Below are 22253 nucleotides of genomic sequence, written 5' to 3' on the forward strand. Positions count from 1 at the left end.
GACATGAAAGCAATTACAAAAAACATCAGGCAAGCGACTCGTGTAACAGTCTTATTTGCAACAACTATATTATTTTTTAATGCCGCAAAAGCACAAATCCTTCCTTTAAATGGCCAGTACTTTCAAAACAGGTATTTGGTTAATCCATCAATGGCGGGTATAAACGAAGGTTTTAACATTAACGGAAGTTTCAGAAAACAATGGTCTAATATTCCCGGTGCTCCAATTACGCAAAGTATAACACTAGATCAGCAATTGAATAAAGTAGGTTGGGGTGTAAATATTTACAACGAAAAAGCCGGAGGAATACAGCGCACCAAAGCCGTTGGAACCTTTGCCTATCACCTGCCTTTAAATAGTGAAGATCAGCAATTAAACTTCGGTGTTTCATTTGGCACAAGTCAGGATAAACTGGATTTAAGCAGCATTAGAAACAGTGACCTTAACGATCCTTCTATTGCCCGTTTTAACGATCGTGGCTATTACCTGGATGGTGATTTTGGCGTTTCCTATACTTCAAAAACATTAAATATTGAAGGTGCTGTTCCAAATATGAGATCTGTTTTTAGAAAGGATGATTTAAATTATGCAGACAAACCAATTTTCTATTCCGCAATCAGTTATAAATTTGCTTTAGGAAACGGAATGAATGGAATTAACCTGGAGCCCAAAGGCGTTTTCAGAGGAATTAAAAACTATGATAATTTATGGGATGCAGGAGCTAATGTAACTTTTGCCAACGATAAATTATATGTGATGGCCATGTACCACAGCACCCAAAATGCAACTGTAGGCTTTGGAATGAATTATAAATCTACCTTATATTTTATGGCCTATTACAATACAGCAACTTCTGCAATAAGTGGTTATACCGATGGCGATTTCGAAGTCAGTGTTCGGTTAAGTTTACATAAGAAACCATAAACAAATTAAATACAGAGCGGGTTAGTTGAAAGATTAACCCGCTTTTTTATGGCTTGCACTCTCCTTTTTACTATTTTTACAATTATGGCAAAACTGATCAACTTAGAGGCATTTCAAAGATTTTTTCGTTCAGGGCAGGTTGGCGGTTTTTTATTATTAATTTGTGTAGCCATTTCCCTTATCATTGCCAATACTGCATCCAAACAAGGTTTTGAAACTTTCCTCCAAACTAAATTAGGCTTCGGTGCGGTTAACTATTCTATTTTAGCCTGGATTAACGACGCTTTAATGGCCATCTTTTTTCTTTTGGTTGGCCTAGAAATTAAGCGGGAGTTACTGGAAGGCGAATTATCTTCTGTAAAAAAAGCTTCACTTCCGGTTATTGCCGCATTAGGTGGCATGCTTATTCCTGCCCTCATTTATTTTTTGTTTAATAGAGGAACAGAAAGTGTATCGGGCTGGGGCATCCCTATGGCTACCGATATTGCCTTTGCCCTGGCCATTATTGCCATGCTGGGTAAAAGTGTACCCACCAGTTTAAAGATATTTTTAGCGGCTCTGGCCATTGTGGATGATTTAGGAGCCATTTTGGTGATTGCCATTTTTTACACCAATCAAATCCATTTCGATTATTTATTAATGGCCGGAGGCATTATGCTTATCCTGGGTTTAATGAATTACTTTGGGGTAAAAAACTTGTTCTTCTATTTAATCCCCGGGATATTGTTATGGTATTTTATTCACCATTCAGGCATTCATGCAACCATAGCCGGTGTACTGTTGGCTTTTACCATACCAACCAATAATACAGACGTAGAATCGCCTTTAGAGAAACTGGAACACTTTTTAACCACTCCTGTCAACTACCTGATTATGCCTGTTTTCGCACTGGCGAATACCAATATCACCTTTCAAAAAGAAATGATCTCTGGTTTATGCTCCCCATTGGGTTTAGGAATTGTTGTCGGGCTTTTTGTGGGTAAAACAATCGGTGTTACCTTTTTTAGCTGGCTGGCCGTAAAACTAAAGTTTGCCAATTTACCTTCTGGCGCCGGCTGGAAACATGTATTAGGTTTAGGTATGCTCGCCGGAATCGGTTTTACCATGTCGATTTTTATAGCCCTGCTTTCTTTTAGTGATCCACTGCACATACTGGAGGCCAAGTTTGCGATTTTAACGGCTTCAGTGTTATCGGGCGTTGTGGGTTTCGTGTTTTTGAAATCGGTGAAGAAGTTTAAACCACGAGAAACTTAAATGGATCGTCTTTGCAACGCTAGGTTTAAGCGAGCTGAAGCAATCTATTATACTTTCATCAGCTAAGAAACAGCCAATTGCCTACCTGCAAATAAGATTGCTTCACTCCCCATCACAAGTCGCGCACTTCGGTTCGCAATGACGGCCGCTTTATAAACTGCGAGGTATTTAAACGATAGTTTTTTCGAGGCTGACTAGAGCGAGCCGAAGCAATCTACTATGCTTTCGCCAGAGAAGAAAACAATCAGTTGCCTACCTACCATACAAGAATACAATCAATTATATATCATTTAGTTCATCCTCCACCAATTTAAGGAATGGGGAGATAAAATTCACTACAATATCGTCAGTGCTTATTCAAAGAACTAGGCACCTGATTATTCCCCTGAATTCCAGTGTTTGATTCAGAAATAAATGTATTTATTCAATTCTTTCATAAGGATAAACATTTTTGAAATTCCTATTCAGATAAGAACCATGTGATGGAGCGTCCATTAAATTTTGGAATTCGTGTTGAGGAACGCCTTTATAGATATAAAGACCCTCCTTTACAAATCTAACATAGACTTCTTGATTGTGCTCATCATAACCGATACTATCAATGTTAGATGATGTTACTGACTTCATTTCGGGTAAACTCATATTTTATAATTTTTATTACGCCAAGATTTTAATAATTTTTTATATTCATTTTGTGCATCCTCTATTGGCTCTAGCCATTTCTCGGAGGCTTTTGGATCTGAACTTTTAGGAGCATTTGCAATTTTAAAGAATTTAACCCGAGAAGGGATTTTCACCGCTTCGCCAGATATTAAAGCTTCGCCAGTTCTCAAGCTTGGCAACAAATCAACCATACTCTGCAATTCATCCTGAACCGCTGAGCGTATGTGACTTCTGTCTCTAGAATTATTCATACGCAGAGCAATCATAGTCCCACATTGACTTAGTACAGTTTCATCCAATTCAGAAGGTCTCTGCGTAACAAGTAACAATCCTACACCATATTTGCGCCCTTCCTTTGCTATCATTTGAACTGTTCTTGATGAAATGGAATGTTCGCCTGCTTTTAAATAACTATGAGCTTCTTCTAGAACTATAAGTAAGGGTTGATTTTTCCCTCCCACTTTGGTATTAACACCCCAAAATAATCCATCATAAATAATTTTCAAAAGTGTTCCTGAAATGGAAGACATTATTTCGCTTGGAATGCCAGACAAATCCAAGATAGTTATAGGTAAGTTGTTCCCTAGCCAATTCAAAAACATAGAGTCCAGATCTTCCTCTATAGTTCCGTTTTGATCTGGTGTCAATTTCCCAGGATTGAATAAAAAACTATAACTAATATCATTTAGCTTGTTTCTCATACTATCCAAAAAACTCAATAAACCTTTTGCCTTCTGATTCAGGAATGGCGCACTATTTCCTATTCCTGCAATAGGATATTCATTGGATTTAAGCATTTCAATATCTCCTTCTTCAACCTTATCTGTAACTGTTACCCTATCTGTTTGAAATGTTTTTCTTTCAAAGTCATCCAACTCAAACCATAGTCTTTTTATACTAAAAGGGATTGGAGAATCAGCAGTAATGGATTCTTTTGCAACCTCTATTTTATTTTCTGCAGCACTTTTAATTTTTGCTTCTACAACTTTTTCTCTTATATATTCTCTGTTTGGATCCGTAAGACTTCCAGAAAATATTTTTATTAGCTCATTAAAAGATAATGCCCAAAAAGGAATGTGTAATTTATTCTCATCTTGTAAAGAATTTACCTCTATTACCTTAGAATATTTTGAAAGAGCATCATTATATTCTCCATGCGGATCAATTACCAAAATTCTTGAACTTGGAAATTCTCTGCTGGCTATGGATTGGAGTAATACAGAAACTGAATTTGATTTACCACTCCCAGTTGAGCCTACAATAGCACAGTGTCTTGATATAAGTTTATTGAGGTCGATCTTGGCATCTAAGCTTTCTGATACGCTAATATTCCCTACAGTAATTGAGTTGGCATCTTCATATCCTCCATAAATTATATCTAAATCATTTATAGTTACCAGATGTACCTTATCACCTGTTGTTGGATATTGGGTAACTCCCCTTTCAAATCTCTTCCCTACCTGTTCCCCGGCTAAGACAATATTTATCCATCTTGTATTTTTTAAATGCTCATAATCCTTAATAACAGCTTCCCTTAAGCTTTCAGGAATTGCGGCTGAACCGATTTGTGTTACGATACCATAGAGATTAGCATAACCTAAAGGGATTCTAACAAAAGAGCCTATTTGTCCAACCCGGTAAACCACTCCATCAATAATTGGCATATTAGATTTGATATTATCAAAAAGCTTAACAGAAATACTATTTCCGCTGATACTATCTATTTCACCGATTTCTGTTATTTTACTTTTTGACATTTTCTCCTAATTTTTTAATCTCGTTATCGCTGACCATAGTATTCAGGAACTTTACAAGCTTACTAAAATCTGGCAGTATAAACTCTCCTTTTCCTGTCCATATTTCCTCGCCTTTGGCTTCAGCCTTTTTTTCATCTTTTGGATCAATTGCAGCATCCTCATCAAAATACAAATCAATATTTACAGAATCTTCTCTTGAGGGTTCAGACTTCAATACCCAATCTCCAAAATTACACCCAATTACGGCATTACGTGAAGCATAAATAGATATTTTCGGATTATCTAATCCAATCTTTGAAATCTTAGAGTCTTCATTAATTCTATCGAATTTATCAAAAAACAACCCTATTACGTGTGATGTAGTATTTGTTTTTAGTGCTGAAATAATACGTGAATTAATATGTTCGTCGCCCCAAGAGTAACCGCAAGTTATTAATATTGCATCATCTTGTTTTAAAAAATTAGACAATCTATCTAATAAACTCTCATAAGGTTGTTTCTTAGAATCTTTATACTTTAAAGTAGAGGGATATATCAAAATATCCTCATCATCGGGACTAACTCGTAATATCTTTTCTGTGTCCTTATCAAAGTGCCATCCCAAGGAACCGTGCATTTTCCACAATTTTGTTTGCTTTGGTAGAAATCTAAAATCTTCGACAGATTCGGGATTGAAAAATGCTCTTAAGCTCCCACAAAAGCCGTCATAATACGGGATTTCTTTGTGTTCCAATCCAAGTTCAAATAGAAAGTCATAATTAGTAGTAAATATTTCAATTGGAAATTTCCTTTCAGCTTGTCCTATCCAGTTAGCAAAATCAGTTTGAACCAACTCAGAAACTATATCTTTTCTTACAATTTGTCCTTTGTCAGAATGAACACTAACTTTTTGGCGAACGCATTTCTTTATAGAAGAAATGAGAATTTTAAAATCTTCTTTTGTTAAGGAGTTTAATGTTGATTTACCAATAACATCTAGTTTTAATTCAAGTTTTGATAAAAGTGTCTCAATATTAAAATCATTTTCTCCAAGTTCTTCTTTTATTTCGTTTAAAGCTGTTTTAAATTTAATCTCTAATTTTCCTACTTCTTCCACAATTTCAGAAGTCATTTTTCCTATCGCAGGAACCGTAAGAGAGTTATCACTTTTATAAGCTAAAGAACTCCCAGCACCAAACAAAAAACCAATTTTCTTTTTATCAGAAATCAGAATTTGCTGTATTCCTCTTATGTACTCAGATGGATCGTGTTTTGATTGGTTCATTATATGTATTTCTTATTTATCATTATTGTAACTTATTTATCATTATTGTAACGGTCAATAGATTTTTTATCTAATCGAAAAAGTGGACATTCTTTTACTCTGCGATATAGTCTGTCTTAAATATTTGGATTGACGTATTGGGTCTTGAAAATTCATAGAGTTATTTTTGCTTATTTTAATTCATCAATATTGCCTTATCGGCCAGCACTTTAGAAGTATATATATCCAAAATCACTTGATCTGGTTGTTTCATATATCATTATTTAAGAATAAATAGAATAGCTCAATGCATACAGCAATTACGAGTTATGCAATTCAGTTGTAAATATTGGTTACGATAAAAAGAATTGAGAGAAAAAATACGGAAAGTATCGAGCTAGAGTTATTTAGATATTGAAATATAGATGAATGAATTGAAATTTGCAAATTTTTAAAATCAGAACCTATAGTATAATGAGGCATTAACATTTGCATTCACTCTTTTCAACATATGTCTTATTACCATTACTGTTGTAATAAAAGCAACCACCTTTAGAGCCTTGATATAATTTTTGGCCGGATTTATACGTACCGCATGGCCTATAAGTCTCGATATCTGTATCTGATCCTATTTCATTTTCTTTACTACAGGCCAGCGTAATTACACTTAAAAATAGGACATAATAAAATCTTTTCATGGTACCAAGATACTTGGTTAAGAGAGATAAAAATTACGGGTTCCCGTATTGAAAGAAAATTCTTACTGAAAATTACCTTTTAGGCCAGCACTCGCTCAAATACTCCTACAACTTTAAAGTCTATCAGTTCATCTCCTGCTAATTTGATTGTTTCGTAAGATAAATCATCAGACAAAGGACTGAGATTGATTGCACTATGTTGCCAACCTCCATCTGTTACTACCTTTTCACTATGATATTCTTTAACAGTATATCCTGATCCAAACTCTGAATCTTGAATAGACGTACTTTGTACCAAAACAATTTTACCATTTCTACTGCCACCAGCATCTTGCCTAAATAAGCAATAAGAGCCATTTGGAATTTGCTTATTCATCGACTCACCTACTACTTTACAAACAAAGTAATCCGTTTGAGGTGTAATATGGAATGGCAGTTCTACCCATTCAAAATCGCTATGAATCTGTAAATCGCTAAAATTACCCGCAGCAGCAGTAATATCTACTAACGGTACAGCATTTACATATGGCTTTACTTGGTTAAATGGTATGATTCTTAAGGCAGATACCCTTTCGAATAATGGAATATGCTTTTTAAGATAAACTGCGAGATTAGGATTACAGGCATAAACGAAACTACCTTTAATGCCACGATAGAGAATTGTTTTGTAAATGTTTATGATATACGATTTTAAATCCTCCGGACTTGTTACTCCCTTTTTACCATTAATGTCAAAATATTGTTTTGGATCGATCTCAATTTTATCGGTAACTGGATTATAATCAATTTCTTTTCCGAAAATGACCCCTGTATAATTTAAATCATAACCCTGTGTGGTATGAATACAGCCAATTTCTTTAAAGGCATTTGGAGAGTTTACCCAATCTTTATCCGTTTGGTTCCATTGAAAAGATAAATTTTCAATTTCAATGTCGATAGCATTTTTATCATTTTTAGATTGCCATGGCCAACTGTATCCAGCAACCATTCGGCACAACTCGTAATGTTGTTCTTTTTTTCCTAACTCTCTGTACAAGTCTGCTAAAGAATCGAAATAGAGCAACTCATAATTAGTAGAGTGATAAACCGTTTGATCCTCACGGTTTACATTCAGCAAATCATCTATAAATTTGATGTAGTTTTCACCTCCCTGAACACGCATTTGAGAATGGAGTTGCAACTTAATTGTACGTTGATCGGCTAGAAGTTTAGTAAAATGTAATCCGGATATATCAGACGGCTTTACGGATTGTGCTTCATCGTAGAAAAAGATTTGATTCCTACTATTAGCCATAATCCAGTCGAGTTCATTTCCTGAATCACCTAAGCCAAGCTTTTGGTTATTTTGTCGAAACGCACCCATCCAGCTTATATTTTTATATTGGCGTAATCGGTGCGCTTCATCTATAATAAGCAAGTCGTATTTCTCTTTACTTTTAAAAGTATCGGATGGACTAATAACCATAGAAGATTTTAGGCTGGGCACCTGTTTAAAAACTTGCTGCAGCGATTCTCTTAATGAGGTCATGGCTACAACTAAACCAATTTTCGCATTAGGGTACTTTAACTGAAAATTTCGGATATAATTTACTTCCCGAAGTTCGTCATCATTAAATTCCTCCACATCGGTATTTAGAATATTGGTAGCCAATAATTTCAAAAGATAAGTTGCTACAACAGTTTTACCTGTACCCGCACTACCCCTTACGAAAATGCTATTATTATCATTTTGTGTTAGCCCAGATAAAATTTCCAATACAGAATGGTATTGATCTTCGTTGAGCGATTTATATGGCGAATATTTAAATAACTCAGAGTTTTCAATCTCCTTCAACGATTTACTTACAACTTTCTTATCAATCAGTCTCTTCCAGATTTCTTTAAATAAATCTTTATATAAGTCTTGCTGATAATAATTGTGATTAACCAAACCTGCATTACCATTCTGTAACTTATAAGTGCCTTCAGCCGCAATATATTGGATCAGACTAGATTCAATATCAAGGGTAGCCGACTTGTTAAACTTATCACTACCAATAATCGAAATCTTATTAAATACTGATGCCTTAACCCGATTAGCCAAATGATTCGAAATACGACTGTAAGCATTTGTCGATTCACCTACGTAAGCTTCAGCAATTGCTTCGTTTTGGATAAAATAAACCAGTGGCCACTGATTCTTAACCCACGGATTTTGCTGAATTTTACTTAAACTTTGTTTATTAAAATCATAAGGTTCAGAAACGTCGATAGAGAGTTCGAAAGACCTACTCATAGTTCATCATATTTTTTTGCGGTACCTTTGGCTTTATTTATAGGATATTTCGCATCATTAAGTTTAATTTTATCAAGAATAATCTGTTTTACATCCAGATTGTATTTTTCAGCCAGCAATAGCGCATAAGAAAAAACATCAGCAAGCTCTTCTTTTATCTTGTCAACATTCGCGTCCTCAGCATTTTTCCATAAAAACAGCTCTAGTAATTCTGCTGCTTCAATATTCAAAGCAAGGGCTAAATCTTTTGGATTATGAAACTGCGCCCAATCACGCTCATCTCTAAACTTTAATAGTGCTGCTGTTATTTCTTCTGTCATATAGGCTAATTAGGCCCAATTTAAGAATATAGTGTTGATTTGGAAAATATCCTGTCAGAAATTTGTGAAGTTCACTCGCGAAAGCCTCTATCTGCACCTACTTTTAATAAAAAATTGTCTAATTATTCTGTTTGTATTACAAATAATACTATATTGACATATATAAATAATTATTATTAACTTTTAAAATAGAACATTATGTCTAAAAATTATGACACCGGCCACGCCAAAAATGTGGCCAGCTTCGAAACCCTCATTACTTATTTAACTGGCTACGGCGCAGTGTACAATCCCAGCAATGCCAACATCCAGTTAAGCAGTTTAAACGAGAAAGCCAGCTTTGCCCTGGCCATTAACCAGCAGGTAAATGATATGGCGGCCAGGAACAGCAATGCCATTGCCACCCGTAATTTGGCATTCGAACCCTTAAAAAAATTGAGTACCCGTATTTTGAACGCCATTAAAGCAAGTAATGTAGCGCAGCAGGTAATTGGTAATGCCACAACCCACAATCGAAAAATGCAGGGCCAAAGGGCGTCGGCCAAGCTAACAGACGATGAGAAACAAAAACTGGCTGTAAGCGGAATTATTGTAAATCAGATATCGGCCTCGCAACAAAGTTTCGATAGCCTGCTGGATACCTTCGACAAGCAGATTAAACTCTTAGCCACCATTCCCAATTATGCGCCCAACGAAATCGAACTGCAACAGACTACACTGAGCAATTTGTATACCGACTTACTCAATAAAAACCGCGACGTAGTATCAAATACTTCCCAGTTAAGCAGCTATCGCATTAATCGTGATCATGTACTATATCATGCAGAAACCGGTATAGTTGCCCTGGCCTTAAATGCAAAAAACTATGTAAAATCTATTTTTGGAGCCAGTAACCCACAATACAAACAAATTTCGGGTATCCCATTTAAAACCATAAAAATTTAAATAATGAAAACTGCCATCCCTGCACAATGCATAACCTAAAACAGCAACAGAAATAAAATCGGTTGCTGTTTTTATTTAAAAGCCATCCTTAAGCCACTAACCCAATAAAACATAGGGCGCACTGCAAATTAATCCCGCCAACTAAAAACCTAAAACAATCTGCTGAAAGCATAAAATGGTTAACTACAAGTTCAATACTGCTAACTAAAAACTCAAAACAACCTACTGAAAGTATAAAACTGTTAACTGCGATTTAAATACCGCTAACTGAAAAGCCAAAACGACCTACTGAAAACATAAACCTCTTTACTGTAAGTTCAATACTGCTAACTGAAAACCTAAAATAACCTACTGAAAGTATAAATCCCTCAACTGCAAGTTCAATACTCTCAACTGAAAACTCAAAACGACCCACTGCAAAGAATTGAAAGAACCACCAAACAACACCCTTTGAGCATAGCAAATTTTCGCAGAGATAAGCATTGAAGTTCATCCACAAACATTTAAAAAACCAGCTGAACAAGGCAATATAAAGTTCCGATTTTTCATCGGGGCCTCCTATTGTCGCCATCAGAATTTTAATAGCATAGTTCAAGAAAAGATGCAAGCCTTTCAGTTATGCCTTTGTGTTTCTTGTTTTTAAGGGCAGGCATGTTTTCGCTACGCTCAGGTTGGCTACCTTTTTATCAAGAAAAAGGAGGAAGCCCATCTGGCCAAGACAAATAATACTTTTATTCGCTGGCCGCGGGGCTTCTTTTCTTTTGACACCAAAAGAAAGAAAAGTGTCGGCTCGCAATTTTTCTTTTTAAGCTAACGAGTAGGCTTGACTTGTGCTTCCCGTAAAATTGACCATGCCGATTAAGGGGTTAACGAAGAGATTTTGGTTTGGGCTTGTTAGTGATAGGCAATCGCTAAACTAACTTTAATTAAAATTACTACCCTTTCCGATTACGCCCAGGCATAGCATCATTTCATTGGAATTCTTGCAGATTCTTTCATTATTCGAATAAACAAAGGACACAAAGTTTTAATACCCTGTGTCCTTCGTGATAAATTATTTAACTAAAAAACTTACTTCCAACCACCACCTAGCGAGCGGTATAAATTAACCACTGCGGTTAACTGTTCTGTTTTGATAGAAGTTAATTCCAACTCGCTTTGCAATAAATTACTTTGAGCCGTAATTACTTCAAGGTAATTAGCCATTCCATTTCTGAATAACAAATTTGCATTTTTTGAAGCCTGTTGTAAAGTCAGCGACCTTTTCTCGGCTAAGCTATATTGAGATTTCAATTTCTCAACCTTTGTTAATTCGTCAGAAACCTCCCCTACGGCGTTCAATACCGACTGTCTGAATTGGATTACGCTTTTCTCTCTGTCAATTTTAGCAACTTCGTAATTCGCTTTTAGCTGACCACGTTGAAAAATTGGTTGTGTAATTCCGCCAGAAACCATACCGAACAAAGAAGCAGGCACATTAAACCAGTTAGAAGCCTTAAAAGAGTTTACACCTCCACTAGCCGTAATAACCAAAGATGGATAAAGACTCGCTTTGGCTACCCCTACTTTTGCATTGGCGATATTAAGGGCAAGCTCTGCACTTTTAATATCCGGTCTGCGGCTTAACAATGCCGAAGGAAAACCCGAGCTTAATTCTGTCGGGACATTCATTTGATCCAAACGGCTTTTTCTGCTGATGGCTTCAGGTAGTTTACCAATTAAAACACTCAGTGCATTTTCCTGTAAAGCCACGTTTTGCTCCAGCTTAGGAATAAGCTGTGCCGCAACCAATTGTTGTGCTTCTGCCTGCTGAATGGCTAAAGAAGTAACCTGCCCGGCTGTATATTGCAGGTTAATGATGCGTAAAGTACTATCGTTAAGCTTTAAATTTTTCTTAGCGATTTCCAGTTGTGCATCCATCATCAGCAAATTATAGTAGCCTTCAGCAACATTTGCAACCAATCTGGTTTGCACGGCTTTTCGGGCTTCTTCTGTTTGTAAATAAGCAGCTAAAGCACCTGCTTTTTGATTGCGGATTTTACCCCAGATATCGGCTTCCCAAAACACGCCTAAATTAGCACTGTAATCTTCTATATGTTTTGAGCCTGTAAACTGACTAATGCTTAAACCATTCAAACTGTTATCAGACGGACGGCTGGTATTGGCCGTCACCTGTAATTTTAATTCAGGCAAATAACCCAGTTTTGACTGTTTGAATAAGACCTCGGCTGCATCTATATTTTTTAATGCAATTTGGATATCGTAGTTCTTTGTCAAAGCCGTATCAATTAAAGCCTGAACGGTTGGATCGGTAATAAAAGTCTTCATGGGCAAATCGCCTATACTTGAAGAATCCTGACCAAAAGAATTTCTGAATATTTTAGGCTCTACCCCTGCAGGCGTAACCAAATCTTTAGAAATTGAACATCCGGCCAATGTTAAAACAAAGGCCAGGATGCTGATTATATTAAACGGTTTCATGAGCAAATTCATTTTCTTTAATGTGATTTTCATTGTAAACAGCAACTGCAACAGGTTTACGTGAAATCTTCTCTTGTAAATACTGGAAGATGACAAATAATACCGGGATAATAAATAAGCCCAGAATTACACCCGACACCATGCCACCAGCAGCACCTATACTGATAGAATGGTTACCCTGTGCAGATGGACCCGTTGCAATACTCATCGGGAATAAACCAAACACAAAGGCCATTGAGGTCATAATGATCGGTCTTATCCTTAACCTCGCTGCTTCTATGGCCGAATCAACCAAGCTAAGTCCTGCCTTTCGTCGCTGCAAAGCAAACTCCACAATTAGGATGGCGTTTTTAGCCAGCAGCCCAATAAGCATAATCAGCGCTACCTGTACATAAATGTTATTTTCGATACCGGTTAAACCCAATACCACAAATACACCAAATACACCTGTAGGGATGGAAAGGATAACTGCCAATGGCAGAACGTAACTTTCGTACTGTGCTGATAATAAAAAATAAACAAATACCAAACAAAGCAAAAATATCACCGTTGACTGTCCTCCTGAAGAAATTTCCTCACGGGTTTGTCCGGAGAATTCATAAGCATATCCAGTTGGCAATTGTTCTTTAGCGGTTTCTTCTATTGCCTTAATTGCATCACCAGAACTGAAGCCAGGCTTAGGGATCGCATTTACCTCGATAGAGTTAAACAGGTTATAACGCGAAGCCGTTTCCGACCCATAAACACGGGTTAATTTAACCAGCGTATTGATTGGCACACTTTCTCCTGCCTTGTTTTTAACAAACACACGATCAATACTTGCGGGATCGGTTCTATCGGCTACATCAGCCTGAACCACTACACGATAGTATTTACCAAAGCGGTTAAAATCTGATGCCTGCGCTGTACCAAAATAAGTCTGCATGGTTTGTAAAATGTCTTTAACACTTACACCCAGCTGATCGGCCTTTTCATCATTAACATCCAGTTGTAACTGAGGGTAATCTGCTTTATAAGAAGTAAAAGCATAAGCAATTGCCGGTTTCGCCATTAATTTTCCTATAAAGTTATTCGCTACCCCGCTAAATTTATCCAGTCTGCCATTGGTTTTATCCTGTAACATTACATTCATGGCCTCCACATTACTAAACCCCGGAACGGTTGGGAAACTAAATACAAAGAAGGTACCGGCAGATATGGCCGCCATTTTAGCCCTTACTATATTTTGTATTTCGTCGATATTCTTTACTGCCCCCCTTTCGTCATTTGGTTTTAGCAATAAGAAAATCTGACCGGCCGACGGGCTGTTGGATGCCGTTAAAAAGTTATAACCAGCCAGCGACATTACAAATCTTGCAGATGGCATAGCCCTCAATTCTGCTTCAGCCTGTTTTAACATTTTATTGGTATTGGCTAATGAAGTACCTGATGGACTGGCAACGGCAATAGCCACAAAACCCTGATCCTCTGTCGGAATAAAGCCTGTTTTTGTTCTGCTGACCAGAAAAATTGTAGCAGCAACAATTAAAGCAAGCCCACCTATACTAAGCCATTTATTACGGATAAGGATTTTTAAGCCGCCAATATACCTGCTGGTCATATAATTAAACCCGCCATTAAAGCCTGCGTAAAACTTTTCAACAAAACCTTTTTTAGGCGCTTTGTGACCAGCTGCATGTTTATTCTTTAAAAATAAGGCAGCCAGTGCAGGGCTTAAGGTTAAGGCGTTAACAGCTGATATAATGATGGCTATAGCCATGGTTAATGCAAACTGTTTGTAAAATATACCTGTTGAACCTGTCATAAAACCAACCGGTAAAAATACCGCCGCCATTACCAGTGTAATGGATATAATGGCCCCGGTAATTTCATGCATCGCCTGGGTAGTTGCTGCTTTGGGCGTAAGCGTAGGATCGTTCTCCATCTTGGCATGCACTGCTTCTACCACCACAATCGCATCATCTACCACAATACCAATGGCCAATACAAGGGCAAACAACGTTAAAAGGTTTACAGAGAACCCGAAGAGATTCATGAAAAAGAAAGTACCGATAATAGCAACCGGAACGGCTATAGCCGGAATCAACGTAGACCTGAAATCTTGCAGGAATATAAATACGACAATAAATACCAGTAAAAAGGCTTCCACCAAAGTATGCTCAACCTGGTTGATGGATTCGTCAAGATCGGTTTTAGTCCGGTAAAACTGATTGTATTTAATACCCGCAGGGAAATCCTTCGATAATTTTTCCATCAGTTTATCAATAGAAATCTGAATTTCGTTGGCATTTGATCCCGATAACTGGATGACCCCAATGGTAATTCCATCATGCCCGTTTAAGCGGTTTACACTACTGTAACTATAAGCACCCAATTCAACACGGGCTACATCTTTTAAGCGTAATATAGAACCATCTGAATTTGAACGGATGGCAATATTTTGATATTCTTCCGGTTTGGTAAGCTTGCCTTTATATTTAATTACATATTCAAATGCCTCCTCACTTCGTTCTCCAACCCTACCCGGTGATGCTTCCAGGTTTTTGTCCTGAATGGCGCTGATTACTTCGTTGGGGGTTATTTTGTAAGTGGCCAATTGACCTGGATTTAACCAAATGCGCATGGAGTAATCTTTAATACCACCAAATACACTGGCAGAACCCACACCCGAAATACGTTTAAGTTCGGGAATGATATTGATCTGTGCATAGTTATTTACAAAAACGGCATCGTATTTTTTTGGATCTTCGGAGTAAATACCTATCGCACCAATAAAACTATTTTGCTGTTTAGTAGTCGTTATACCATATTGTACAACCTCTGCTGGCAATTGGCTTGTTGCTTGCGAAACACGATTTTGCACATTAACAGCAGCCTGATCGGGGTTGGTACCTTGTTGAAAGTAAACCGTAATACCCAAGGTACCATCATTACTGGCCGTGGAAGTCATGTAGGTCATGTTTTCCACACCATTAATGGCTTCCTCCAATGACGGAGTTACCGAACGTAAAATAGTTTCGGCATTAGCACCCGGATACACAGCAGTGACCAATACCGACGGAGGCGCGATATTTGGAAACCGCTCTAAAGGCAACTTTGTTAAGGCAAGTATACCAACGATTACCAATAATATGGAAATAACTGTGGAAAGTACCGGCCTGTCTATAAATTTCTGAAACATGACTTTTTAAACTTTAAGGGTTGTATTAATTTTTTGTTCTTGCAACAGCTACTTTATCTGCTGCCTTTTGAGGCTGGATCACCATGCCTTCCTGTAATTTATCAATGCCGCTTAACACAATCTGATCGCCAGCTTTTACACCATCTTTAACCAGGTAATTTTCGCCGGCTTTACCAACAATGGTAATGGCTTGTTTTTTTACCTTGCTGCTGTCGCCTACAGTAAATACAAATACTTTATCCTGCATATCAATCGTAGCTGATCCAGGTACGATTAAGGCATCTTTGTGCTCCAGACTTAAGCGAATTCTTCCGGTATTGCCTGATCTTAATAAACCAGAAGGATTAGGAAAACTTGCTCTCAATGTAATGGCACCGGTATTTTTATCAAACTGACCATCGATTACGTCGATTTTACCAGTTTTAGCATATTCCGTATTATCTGCCAAAAGAAGGGTTACTGCCGGAAGTTGTTTGATTTTATCTTTAAGTGTCTGACCCGGGTATTGTGCTTTAAAATTCACAAAATCGTTTTCACCTAAAGAGAAATAAACATGCACCTCATGCACATCCGATAATTGAGTTAAAGCTTCTGCATCAGCAGGATTAACTAAACTTCCGCGTTTCTTAGCCAAACGGCCAATGTAACCGCTAACCGGTGCTTTAATTAGCGTATAACCCAAATTGATAGATGCTGCAGAAACATTTGCTTTAGCTTGTTCAATATTTGCTTTGGCGGCTTGTGCAGTAGCTTTTGCTGATTTCAGTTGAAAATCAGAAATTACTTTATTTTGAACCAGAGCAGTTAAACGCTCTACTTCTAAATTTGCATTAACCATTGCAGCTTCAGCTGAATGTTGCGCTGCAATTGCATTATTTAAAGCAGCACGATAAGGTTGTTCGTTAATTTTAAATATTGGCTGACCAGCACTTACCAAAGCGCCTTCATCAACAAATACTTTATCTAATGTGCCGCTAACCTGTGGACGAACTTCAACATTATCTGTTCCTTCAATAGAGGCTGGATAATCCTGATAAGTAGTTTGAGTACCAGAAACAACGCTGGCAACCGGTAAAGACGGTGGTGGCGGAGCAGCTGCAGATTGCTCCGGTTTTGATGAACAGCCGGCAAATATAATCGATAAAAGAAAAATTGCAGGAATAGCGATAACGATATTAAATTGTTTAACAGCGTTAGATGATAGAAACAAGCGACGTAGAGATTTCATATGATTAAAAATTATAAGGGTTTAATGGTGTAATAAATATTTAACAGTGTTAAATAGACTTGTAAAAAAAATTAACTATTAATGGATAATGTAATGCCTTTGATGGCATCTTTTAAAATTTGTTGATTCATTTCGTTATTCGTTCTTCCATCAGGGCGAACAAGGTTGATTGAAATTAAACCATGTATGATGGACCAATAAGTATAATATTTCATGCAGATATCATCTTCATTAACCGGTTTTTTGTTATAAAGCGTTTCGATTACATCACCCAGTAATGTTCCGACAACTTCGGCTTCGGGAAGATTTTTTTGCATCTCGCAACAACTCATATCCACACCATACATCAGTTTATAAAATTCTTTATGCTTAAAAGCAAAGTTCCAGTAAGCTACCCACATGGCTTCCATTTGGGCTTCCGGATTTTGATGTTTTGCTTTGGCAGCGCTGATGTCTTTAGCTAAAATTAAATAACCCCTTCTGGTTAATTCAAGTAAGATCCCTTCCTTATTGGCGAAATATTCGTAAATAATTGGGGCCGTATATTCAATCTGATCGGCAATTTTACGCATACTTAATGCCTGCCAACCTTCTGTTTGAACAATGTTCAAGGCTGCATCCAGAATTTTAGTTCTGGTTTCATCTTTTAAACGTAGTATTCTCTCTTTGCTTCCCATCTGGAATTTCAGTGTGTAAATAATTTAACACTGTTAAGCAAATGTATAACCAATTTTAAAATCCACAATCATTAATTTGTCATAAACATTTTGTTAATTAGTATAAGATCTGATAATCAAGCTTTACGCTACATTAACAGCATTTTTATCAACGGTTAAGTTTTAAATAACATGGATTATGATTTTTCGTAACGCTGAAGTTGCTGACATAACGGAGATACAAATTGTCAGGCATACGGTGAAAGAGAATATTTTGTCAGATCCTGCTCTTGTAACCGATGCAGATTGCCAGGAGTTTATCACAGAGCGTGGCAAAGGCTGGGTTTGCGAAATTGAAGGGAAAGTTGTGGGTTTCGCCATTGTAGATTTAAAGGAAAACAATATCTGGGCGCTATTTTTAAGACCAGAATATGAGAACCGTGGAATTGGCAAACAATTACATCAATTGATGCTGGACTGGTATTTCAGCCAGACTAACAAAACGGTTTGGCTTGGCACCTCGCCTGGTACAAGGGCAGAAAAATTTTATCGGTTACAAGGCTGGAAAACAGCAGGAACAGTACATAGAGGTGAAGTGAAATTTGAAATGAGTTATGAGGATTGGATGAAAAAGTAAAAGATTCTTCGGCAAGCTCAGTGTGACAATTGTGAAAGATACAGCCTTCCCCCACCTGTCATTCTGAATGCAATGAAGAATCTTTTAACAATGAAAAACTATCCGGAAATATAACCCAGGTACAAAAAGGCAACAGAACAAGGGATTCTTCATTGCATTCAGAATGGCAAGTACAGGAATTTATTTTTAAAATATTATACCTTAAACTTCTTCATAAATGTGCTTACGCTTTCTTCTAAGTTTCCTTCGGCAATGGCTTTAACAAAAGCGGTACCGATAATTGCACCATTTGCATAAGTACAGGCCTTATCAAAAGTTTGTTTATCACTGATCCCAAAACCAATCATAGTTGGATTATTCAAATTCATGGCTTTAATTCTGCCAAAATAATCTTCAGTGGTATTGCTTACTTCTAAATTTTTTCCCGTTGTTGCCGAAGAGGATAAAAGATAAATAAAGCCGTTGCTTAATCCATCAATCTTACGAATCCGTTCTTCAGCTGTTTGTGGCGTAATCAAAAAGATATTGCTCAAATTGTGTTGCTCAAAACTAGCTGCATAAAATTCTTCGTACTCAACCATGGGCAAATCAGGTACAATACAACCATCTACTCCTACTTCAGCGCAGGCTTTACAAAAATTCTCTACACCGAATTGTAAAACAGGGTTTACATAACCCATTAATAAAACGGGAATGGTTACCTTTTTACGAAGATCTTTTAATTGCTCAAAAAGTAGTTTAAGCGTCATGCCCTGATCCAAAGATTGCTTGCTGCTTGCCTGAATAACAGGGCCATCAGCAACAGGATCTGAATAAGGGAAGCCTATTTCCAGCATGTCAGCACCCGATTTCTCTAAAGCTTCAGCAATTTGTATGGTATCGCCGGTATTTGGATAACCGGCAGTATAATAAATTGATAATATATTTTTCTTCTCCTGGAAGAGTTGTTTAATTCTGTTCATATCTTTATTCTTTGCATCATTGCGAGGTACGAAGCAATCTTAATGCAATAGAAAGGTTTGTTAAAATAGCCCAACCATAGTTGTAAGATTGCTTCGTGCCTCGCAATGACGAATGCACTATAAATTAAAATATTTAATATAGGTATCTAAATCCTTGTCGCCGCGGCCAGACAAGCAAACCACTACATTTTCACCGGCTTTGAACTCCATTTTTTCTAAGTAAGCCAAAGCGTGAGCACTTTCAATTGCCGGAATAATTCCTTCTAATTGTGTGCATAGTAAACCAGCCTGTAAACTTTCGTCATCCGTAATGGAAACGTATTGCCCGCGGCCGGTTTTAAATAAATGTGCATGCTGAGGGCCAATGCCAGGATAATCTAATCCTGCAGAAACCGAATGCGGCTCTACAACCTGTCCATCAGGTGTTTGCATTAAAATACTTCTGCTGCCATGTAAAACCCCTTCTTTACCCAGATAAGTTGTAGCAGCAGAAAAACCACTCGAAACGCCTTTACCTGCTGCCTCCACTGCAATTAATTTTACATTTTCATCATCCATGAAATGATAAAACATACCCATAGCGTTACTTCCACCACCAACACAGGCCAAAACATAGTTGGGTTGGTCACTTCCGGTTTGCTCTAATAATTGTTTTTTAGTTTCCTCAGAAATAACCGACTGAAAAATAGCAACCATATCCGGGTAAGGATGCGGACCAACTACCGAACCAATGATGTAATGGGTATCAACAGGGTTATTAATCCAGTCACGCATGGCCTCATTTGTTGCGTCTTTCAGCGTTTTACTTCCCGAAGTTGCCGGAACAACCTTTGCGCCCAACATTTTCATCCGGGCTACATTTGGCGCCTGACGTTCAATGTCTACCTCGCCCATGTAAATTACACATTCTAAATTACGCAGTGCGCAAACCGTTGCCGTTGCAACCCCATGCTGCCCTGCTCCTGTTTCAGCGATGATTCTTTTCTTACCTAATTTTTCAGCCAATAAAATCTGTCCTATGGTATTGTTAATTTTATGGGCTCCGGTATGATTTAAATCTTCTCTTTTTAAGAAAATATTGGCTCCATATCTTTCCGAATATCTTTTTGCGAGATATAATGGCGAAGGGCGGCCAACATAATCTTTCAACAACTGATGAAATTCCTTTTGAAAATCAGCATCATCAATAATTTTTAAATAATTCTGACGCAATTCTTCTACGTTTGGATAAAGCATTTCGGGGATGTATGCACCACCAAAATCTCCATAATATCCTTTTTCGTTTACTTTGTATTTCATATCTGTATATTTTATCATCTGGGCTACGAAGATTTGTTTATGATTAACAGCATTTTTCGTTTATCCCAATATGACCTTCTATTTTTTCATTTCGTTAGTAAATGTTTTAATCTTTTCAGTGTCTTTTAAACCCGGTTCCAGCTCAAATTTGCTGTTAATGTCTAATGCATATAACCGGGCGTCTGTAATTTTTTTAATTTCAGGAGCATGTTCCAGATCAATTCCCCCACTTAAAAAATAAGGTTTGGTACCTTTATATTTATCTAAAAGACGCCAACTAAAAGTTTTACCCGAACCGCCATGTGCTTTGGTTTTGGTATCGAACAGGAAATAGTCCACTGCATTGGCGTAGGCATCCAAAACAGAGAAATCAAAATTTTCATCTACTCCAAAAGCTTTAATCACTTCAAGCCCACTAAATGAAGAACGGAGGTCATTACAATACTCAACGCTTTCTTTTCCATGCAACTGAACTGCTTTTAATTGATATGCCGCAACTTTTTGTTTTACCTTTTCAATAGCTTCATCCACAAATACCCCTGTTGTTTTAATTTCAGCAGGTATATATTTGATTAATTCTGCCGATACTTCGCTAATTAATCTGGGCGATCCTTCATAAAAGATAAAGCCCATATAGTCCGGCTGTAATTCGGCAACTGTTGCAATATTGGCCGCCAAACGCATTCCACAAACTTTTAATTTTAACATGCCAGTAAGTTTTTGAAACTGTTTAAGGCTTTTTTGCCAAGCAATGATTCTTCTGCTTCGTAAAAACAATCTGCAAAAGATGATTCTGGTTTTATTGTTTTTATGGCCAGCGCCGAGTTACATAAAACCACATTGGTTTGTGCATCTGTAGCTGCTCCATTTAATACATTCATAAATATTTTAGCAGATGATTCTACCGTATCGCCCCCTTTAATTGCATCAACAGCAAGTTTTTCAAAGCCCATATCGTTAAGGGTTAAAATATTCTCTCCTTTATTGGTAAAGGTTTTCACATCACAGGTTAAAGAAATTTCGTCATAACCTTCCAACGCATGAACGATGGTATAATTTTTATCGGTATCCTGATATAAATAAGCATATAAACGGGCCAGCTCGAGGCTAAAAACGCCTACCATTTGATATTTAGGATGACCCGGATTAACCATTGGCCCTAACATGTTAAAAAATGTTTTTACACCCAGTTCTTTACGAATCGGCGCTACAATTTTCATTGCAGGATTGAATAAAGGTGCATGTAAAAAGCAGATTCCTGCTGCATCAAGATTACGTTTTAAAGTACTTTCATCATTGGTAAAAGTATAGCCTAAATATTCCATTACATTAGACGAACCGCAGCCTGATGAAACGCCGTAATTACCGTGTTTAGCTACGTGATGCCCTGCTCCGGCTACCACAAAAGAAGATAAAGTGGAAATATTAAAAGTATCTTTTCCATCGCCACCGGTACCGCAGAGGTCAATTAATTCGTAACCTGAAAGATCGGCTTTGACGCACATATCCAGCATGGCATCCCTAAAGCCCTGTAATTCCTGAACCGTAATATTTCGCATGGCATAGGCTGTTATAAAGGCTGCAATTTGCGAAGAGTTAAATTGCCCTTCAGAAATTGAAACCAGAATATTGCGTGCTTCTTCTCTGCTAAAGCTTTTATTTTCAAATAAATGATTTAATATTTTTTTCATGGTGCTGGCCCGGTTTTCCGGGTTTGGGTAATAAAAAAA

General features: G+C 37.3%; 18 protein-coding genes. 4 read left to right on the forward strand and 14 right to left on the reverse strand.

The annotated features are described in order from the left end of the window. Nucleotides 1–3 precede the first annotated feature (3 nt). Nucleotides 4–924, forward strand: coding sequence for a PorP/SprF family type IX secretion system membrane protein (locus tag O0955_RS09375; RefSeq protein ID WP_269427291.1), 921 nt, complete (start codon nt 4–6; stop codon nt 922–924). An 84-nt stretch (nt 925–1008) separates the two neighbouring features. Continuing rightward, nucleotides 1009–2178, forward strand: a complete 1170-nt coding sequence (gene nhaA / locus O0955_RS09380; protein WP_269427292.1) for a Na+/H+ antiporter NhaA — start codon at nt 1009–1011, stop codon at nt 2176–2178. 420 nt (nt 2179–2598) lie between these two features. On the opposite strand, the gene O0955_RS09385 is transcribed toward nhaA, so the two are convergent. From O0955_RS09385 to O0955_RS09405, 5 genes are all read right to left on the reverse strand, one after another. After that, on the reverse strand, nt 2599–2820 hold the full coding sequence (locus O0955_RS09385) for a KTSC domain-containing protein (RefSeq protein ID WP_269427293.1): 222 nt from the start codon (nt 2818–2820) through the stop codon (nt 2599–2601). Then, entirely contained in the window at nt 2817–4598 is a 1782-nt protein-coding gene (locus O0955_RS09390; RefSeq protein ID WP_269427294.1) for an ATP-binding protein, read from the reverse strand. Before O0955_RS09390 ends, O0955_RS09385 begins: the two co-directional genes overlap by 4 nt. Beyond that, complete coding sequence (locus tag O0955_RS09395) at nt 4585–5862, reverse strand: SIR2 family protein (RefSeq protein ID WP_269427295.1); 1278 nt, start codon at nt 5860–5862, stop codon at nt 4585–4587. Before O0955_RS09395 ends, O0955_RS09390 begins: the two co-directional genes overlap by 14 nt. Nucleotides 5863–6618: 756 nt before the next feature. Continuing rightward, nucleotides 6619–8814: a DNA/RNA helicase domain-containing protein gene (locus tag O0955_RS09400; protein WP_269427296.1), complete on the reverse strand. Its 2196-nt coding sequence runs from the start codon at nt 8812–8814 to the stop codon at nt 6619–6621. Beyond that, nucleotides 8811–9134 carry a nucleotide pyrophosphohydrolase gene (locus O0955_RS09405; RefSeq protein WP_269427297.1) on the reverse strand — a complete coding sequence of 108 codons (324 nt, stop codon included), beginning with the start codon at nt 9132–9134 and terminating at the stop codon, nt 8811–8813. The genes O0955_RS09400 and O0955_RS09405 overlap by 4 nt, the downstream gene beginning before the upstream one ends. Nucleotides 9135–9332: 198 nt before the next feature. On the opposite strand from O0955_RS09405, the gene O0955_RS09410 reads away from it, so the two are divergent. Next, nucleotides 9333–10079 carry a hypothetical protein gene (locus O0955_RS09410; protein WP_269427298.1) on the forward strand — a complete coding sequence of 249 codons (747 nt, stop codon included), beginning with the start codon at nt 9333–9335 and terminating at the stop codon, nt 10077–10079. 253 nt (nt 10080–10332) lie between these two features. Here O0955_RS09410 and O0955_RS09415 read toward each other — a convergent pair whose 3' ends face one another. The 5 genes from O0955_RS09415 to O0955_RS09435 all read right to left on the reverse strand — a co-directional run bounded on the left by O0955_RS09415 (nt 10333) and on the right by O0955_RS09435 (nt 17646). Next, nucleotides 10333–10650: a hypothetical protein gene (locus tag O0955_RS09415; protein WP_269427299.1), complete on the reverse strand. Its 318-nt coding sequence runs from the start codon at nt 10648–10650 to the stop codon at nt 10333–10335. 500 nt (nt 10651–11150) lie between these two features. Further along, a complete protein-coding gene (locus O0955_RS09420) occupies nt 11151–12593 on the reverse strand; it encodes a TolC family protein (protein ID WP_269427300.1) in 1443 nt (480 codons plus the stop codon). Then, nucleotides 12547–15741 carry an efflux RND transporter permease subunit gene (locus tag O0955_RS09425; RefSeq protein ID WP_269427301.1) on the reverse strand — a complete coding sequence of 1065 codons (3195 nt, stop codon included), beginning with the start codon at nt 15739–15741 and terminating at the stop codon, nt 12547–12549. Before O0955_RS09425 ends, O0955_RS09420 begins: the two co-directional genes overlap by 47 nt. 25 nt (nt 15742–15766) lie before the next feature. Beyond that, nucleotides 15767–16969 (reverse strand): efflux RND transporter periplasmic adaptor subunit, encoded by a 1203-nt coding sequence (locus tag O0955_RS09430; RefSeq protein ID WP_269427302.1) that lies wholly within the window; start codon nt 16967–16969, stop codon nt 15767–15769. Between the two features lie 71 nt (nt 16970–17040). Beyond that, complete coding sequence (locus O0955_RS09435; RefSeq protein WP_269427303.1) at nt 17041–17646, reverse strand: TetR/AcrR family transcriptional regulator; 606 nt, start codon at nt 17644–17646, stop codon at nt 17041–17043. Nucleotides 17647–17824: 178 nt separating this feature from the next. On the opposite strand from O0955_RS09435, the gene O0955_RS09440 reads away from it, so the two are divergent. Further along, the gene (locus tag O0955_RS09440) at nt 17825–18262 is read left to right on the forward strand and encodes a GNAT family N-acetyltransferase (protein ID WP_269427304.1); all 438 of its coding nucleotides are present in this window, start codon (nt 17825–17827) and stop codon (nt 18260–18262) included. 194 nt (nt 18263–18456) lie between these two features. On the opposite strand, the gene trpA is transcribed toward O0955_RS09440, so the two are convergent. From trpA to trpD, 4 genes are all read right to left on the reverse strand, one after another. Next, nucleotides 18457–19224: a tryptophan synthase subunit alpha gene (gene trpA / locus O0955_RS09445; protein WP_269427305.1), complete on the reverse strand. Its 768-nt coding sequence runs from the start codon at nt 19222–19224 to the stop codon at nt 18457–18459. Nucleotides 19225–19341: 117 nt separating this feature from the next. Continuing rightward, on the reverse strand, nt 19342–20523 hold the full coding sequence (gene trpB, locus O0955_RS09450; RefSeq protein ID WP_269427306.1) for a tryptophan synthase subunit beta: 1182 nt from the start codon (nt 20521–20523) through the stop codon (nt 19342–19344). Nucleotides 20524–20601: 78 nt separating this feature from the next. After that, nucleotides 20602–21231 carry a phosphoribosylanthranilate isomerase gene (locus O0955_RS09455; protein WP_269427307.1) on the reverse strand — a complete coding sequence of 210 codons (630 nt, stop codon included), beginning with the start codon at nt 21229–21231 and terminating at the stop codon, nt 20602–20604. Further along, entirely contained in the window at nt 21225–22214 is a 990-nt protein-coding gene (gene trpD / locus O0955_RS09460; protein WP_269427308.1) for an anthranilate phosphoribosyltransferase, read from the reverse strand. The genes O0955_RS09455 and trpD overlap by 7 nt, the downstream gene beginning before the upstream one ends. Nucleotides 22215–22253: the final 39 nt, after the last annotated feature.

This window comes from Pedobacter punctiformis, from assembly GCF_027213715.1.
Taxonomy (GTDB): Bacteria; Bacteroidota; Bacteroidia; order Sphingobacteriales; family Sphingobacteriaceae; genus Pedobacter; species Pedobacter punctiformis.

Coding starts and splice junctions, on each gene's coding strand:
- O0955_RS09375 (WP_269427291.1), top strand. CDS start 4: ATGAAAGCAATTACAAAAAACATCAGGCAAGCGACTCGTGTAACAGTC.
- nhaA (WP_269427292.1), top strand. CDS start 1,009: ATGGCAAAACTGATCAACTTAGAGGCATTTCAAAGATTTTTTCGTTCA.
- O0955_RS09385 (WP_269427293.1), bottom strand. CDS start 2,820: ATGAGTTTACCCGAAATGAAGTCAGTAACATCATCTAACATTGATAGT.
- O0955_RS09390 (WP_269427294.1), bottom strand. CDS start 4,598: ATGTCAAAAAGTAAAATAACAGAAATCGGTGAAATAGATAGTATCAGC.
- O0955_RS09395 (WP_269427295.1), bottom strand. CDS start 5,862: ATGAACCAATCAAAACACGATCCATCTGAGTACATAAGAGGAATACAG.
- O0955_RS09400 (WP_269427296.1), bottom strand. CDS start 8,814: ATGAGTAGGTCTTTCGAACTCTCTATCGACGTTTCTGAACCTTATGAT.
- O0955_RS09405 (WP_269427297.1), bottom strand. CDS start 9,134: ATGACAGAAGAAATAACAGCAGCACTATTAAAGTTTAGAGATGAGCGT.
- O0955_RS09410 (WP_269427298.1), top strand. CDS start 9,333: ATGTCTAAAAATTATGACACCGGCCACGCCAAAAATGTGGCCAGCTTC.
- O0955_RS09415 (WP_269427299.1), bottom strand. CDS start 10,650: ATGGCGACAATAGGAGGCCCCGATGAAAAATCGGAACTTTATATTGCC.
- O0955_RS09420 (WP_269427300.1), bottom strand. CDS start 12,593: ATGAAAATCACATTAAAGAAAATGAATTTGCTCATGAAACCGTTTAAT.
- O0955_RS09425 (WP_269427301.1), bottom strand. CDS start 15,741: ATGTTTCAGAAATTTATAGACAGGCCGGTACTTTCCACAGTTATTTCC.
- O0955_RS09430 (WP_269427302.1), bottom strand. CDS start 16,969: ATGAAATCTCTACGTCGCTTGTTTCTATCATCTAACGCTGTTAAACAA.
- O0955_RS09435 (WP_269427303.1), bottom strand. CDS start 17,646: ATGGGAAGCAAAGAGAGAATACTACGTTTAAAAGATGAAACCAGAACT.
- O0955_RS09440 (WP_269427304.1), top strand. CDS start 17,825: ATGATTTTTCGTAACGCTGAAGTTGCTGACATAACGGAGATACAAATT.
- trpA (WP_269427305.1), bottom strand. CDS start 19,224: ATGAACAGAATTAAACAACTCTTCCAGGAGAAGAAAAATATATTATCA.
- trpB (WP_269427306.1), bottom strand. CDS start 20,523: ATGAAATACAAAGTAAACGAAAAAGGATATTATGGAGATTTTGGTGGT.
- O0955_RS09455 (WP_269427307.1), bottom strand. CDS start 21,231: ATGTTAAAATTAAAAGTTTGTGGAATGCGTTTGGCGGCCAATATTGCA.
- trpD (WP_269427308.1), bottom strand. CDS start 22,214: ATGAAAAAAATATTAAATCATTTATTTGAAAATAAAAGCTTTAGCAGA.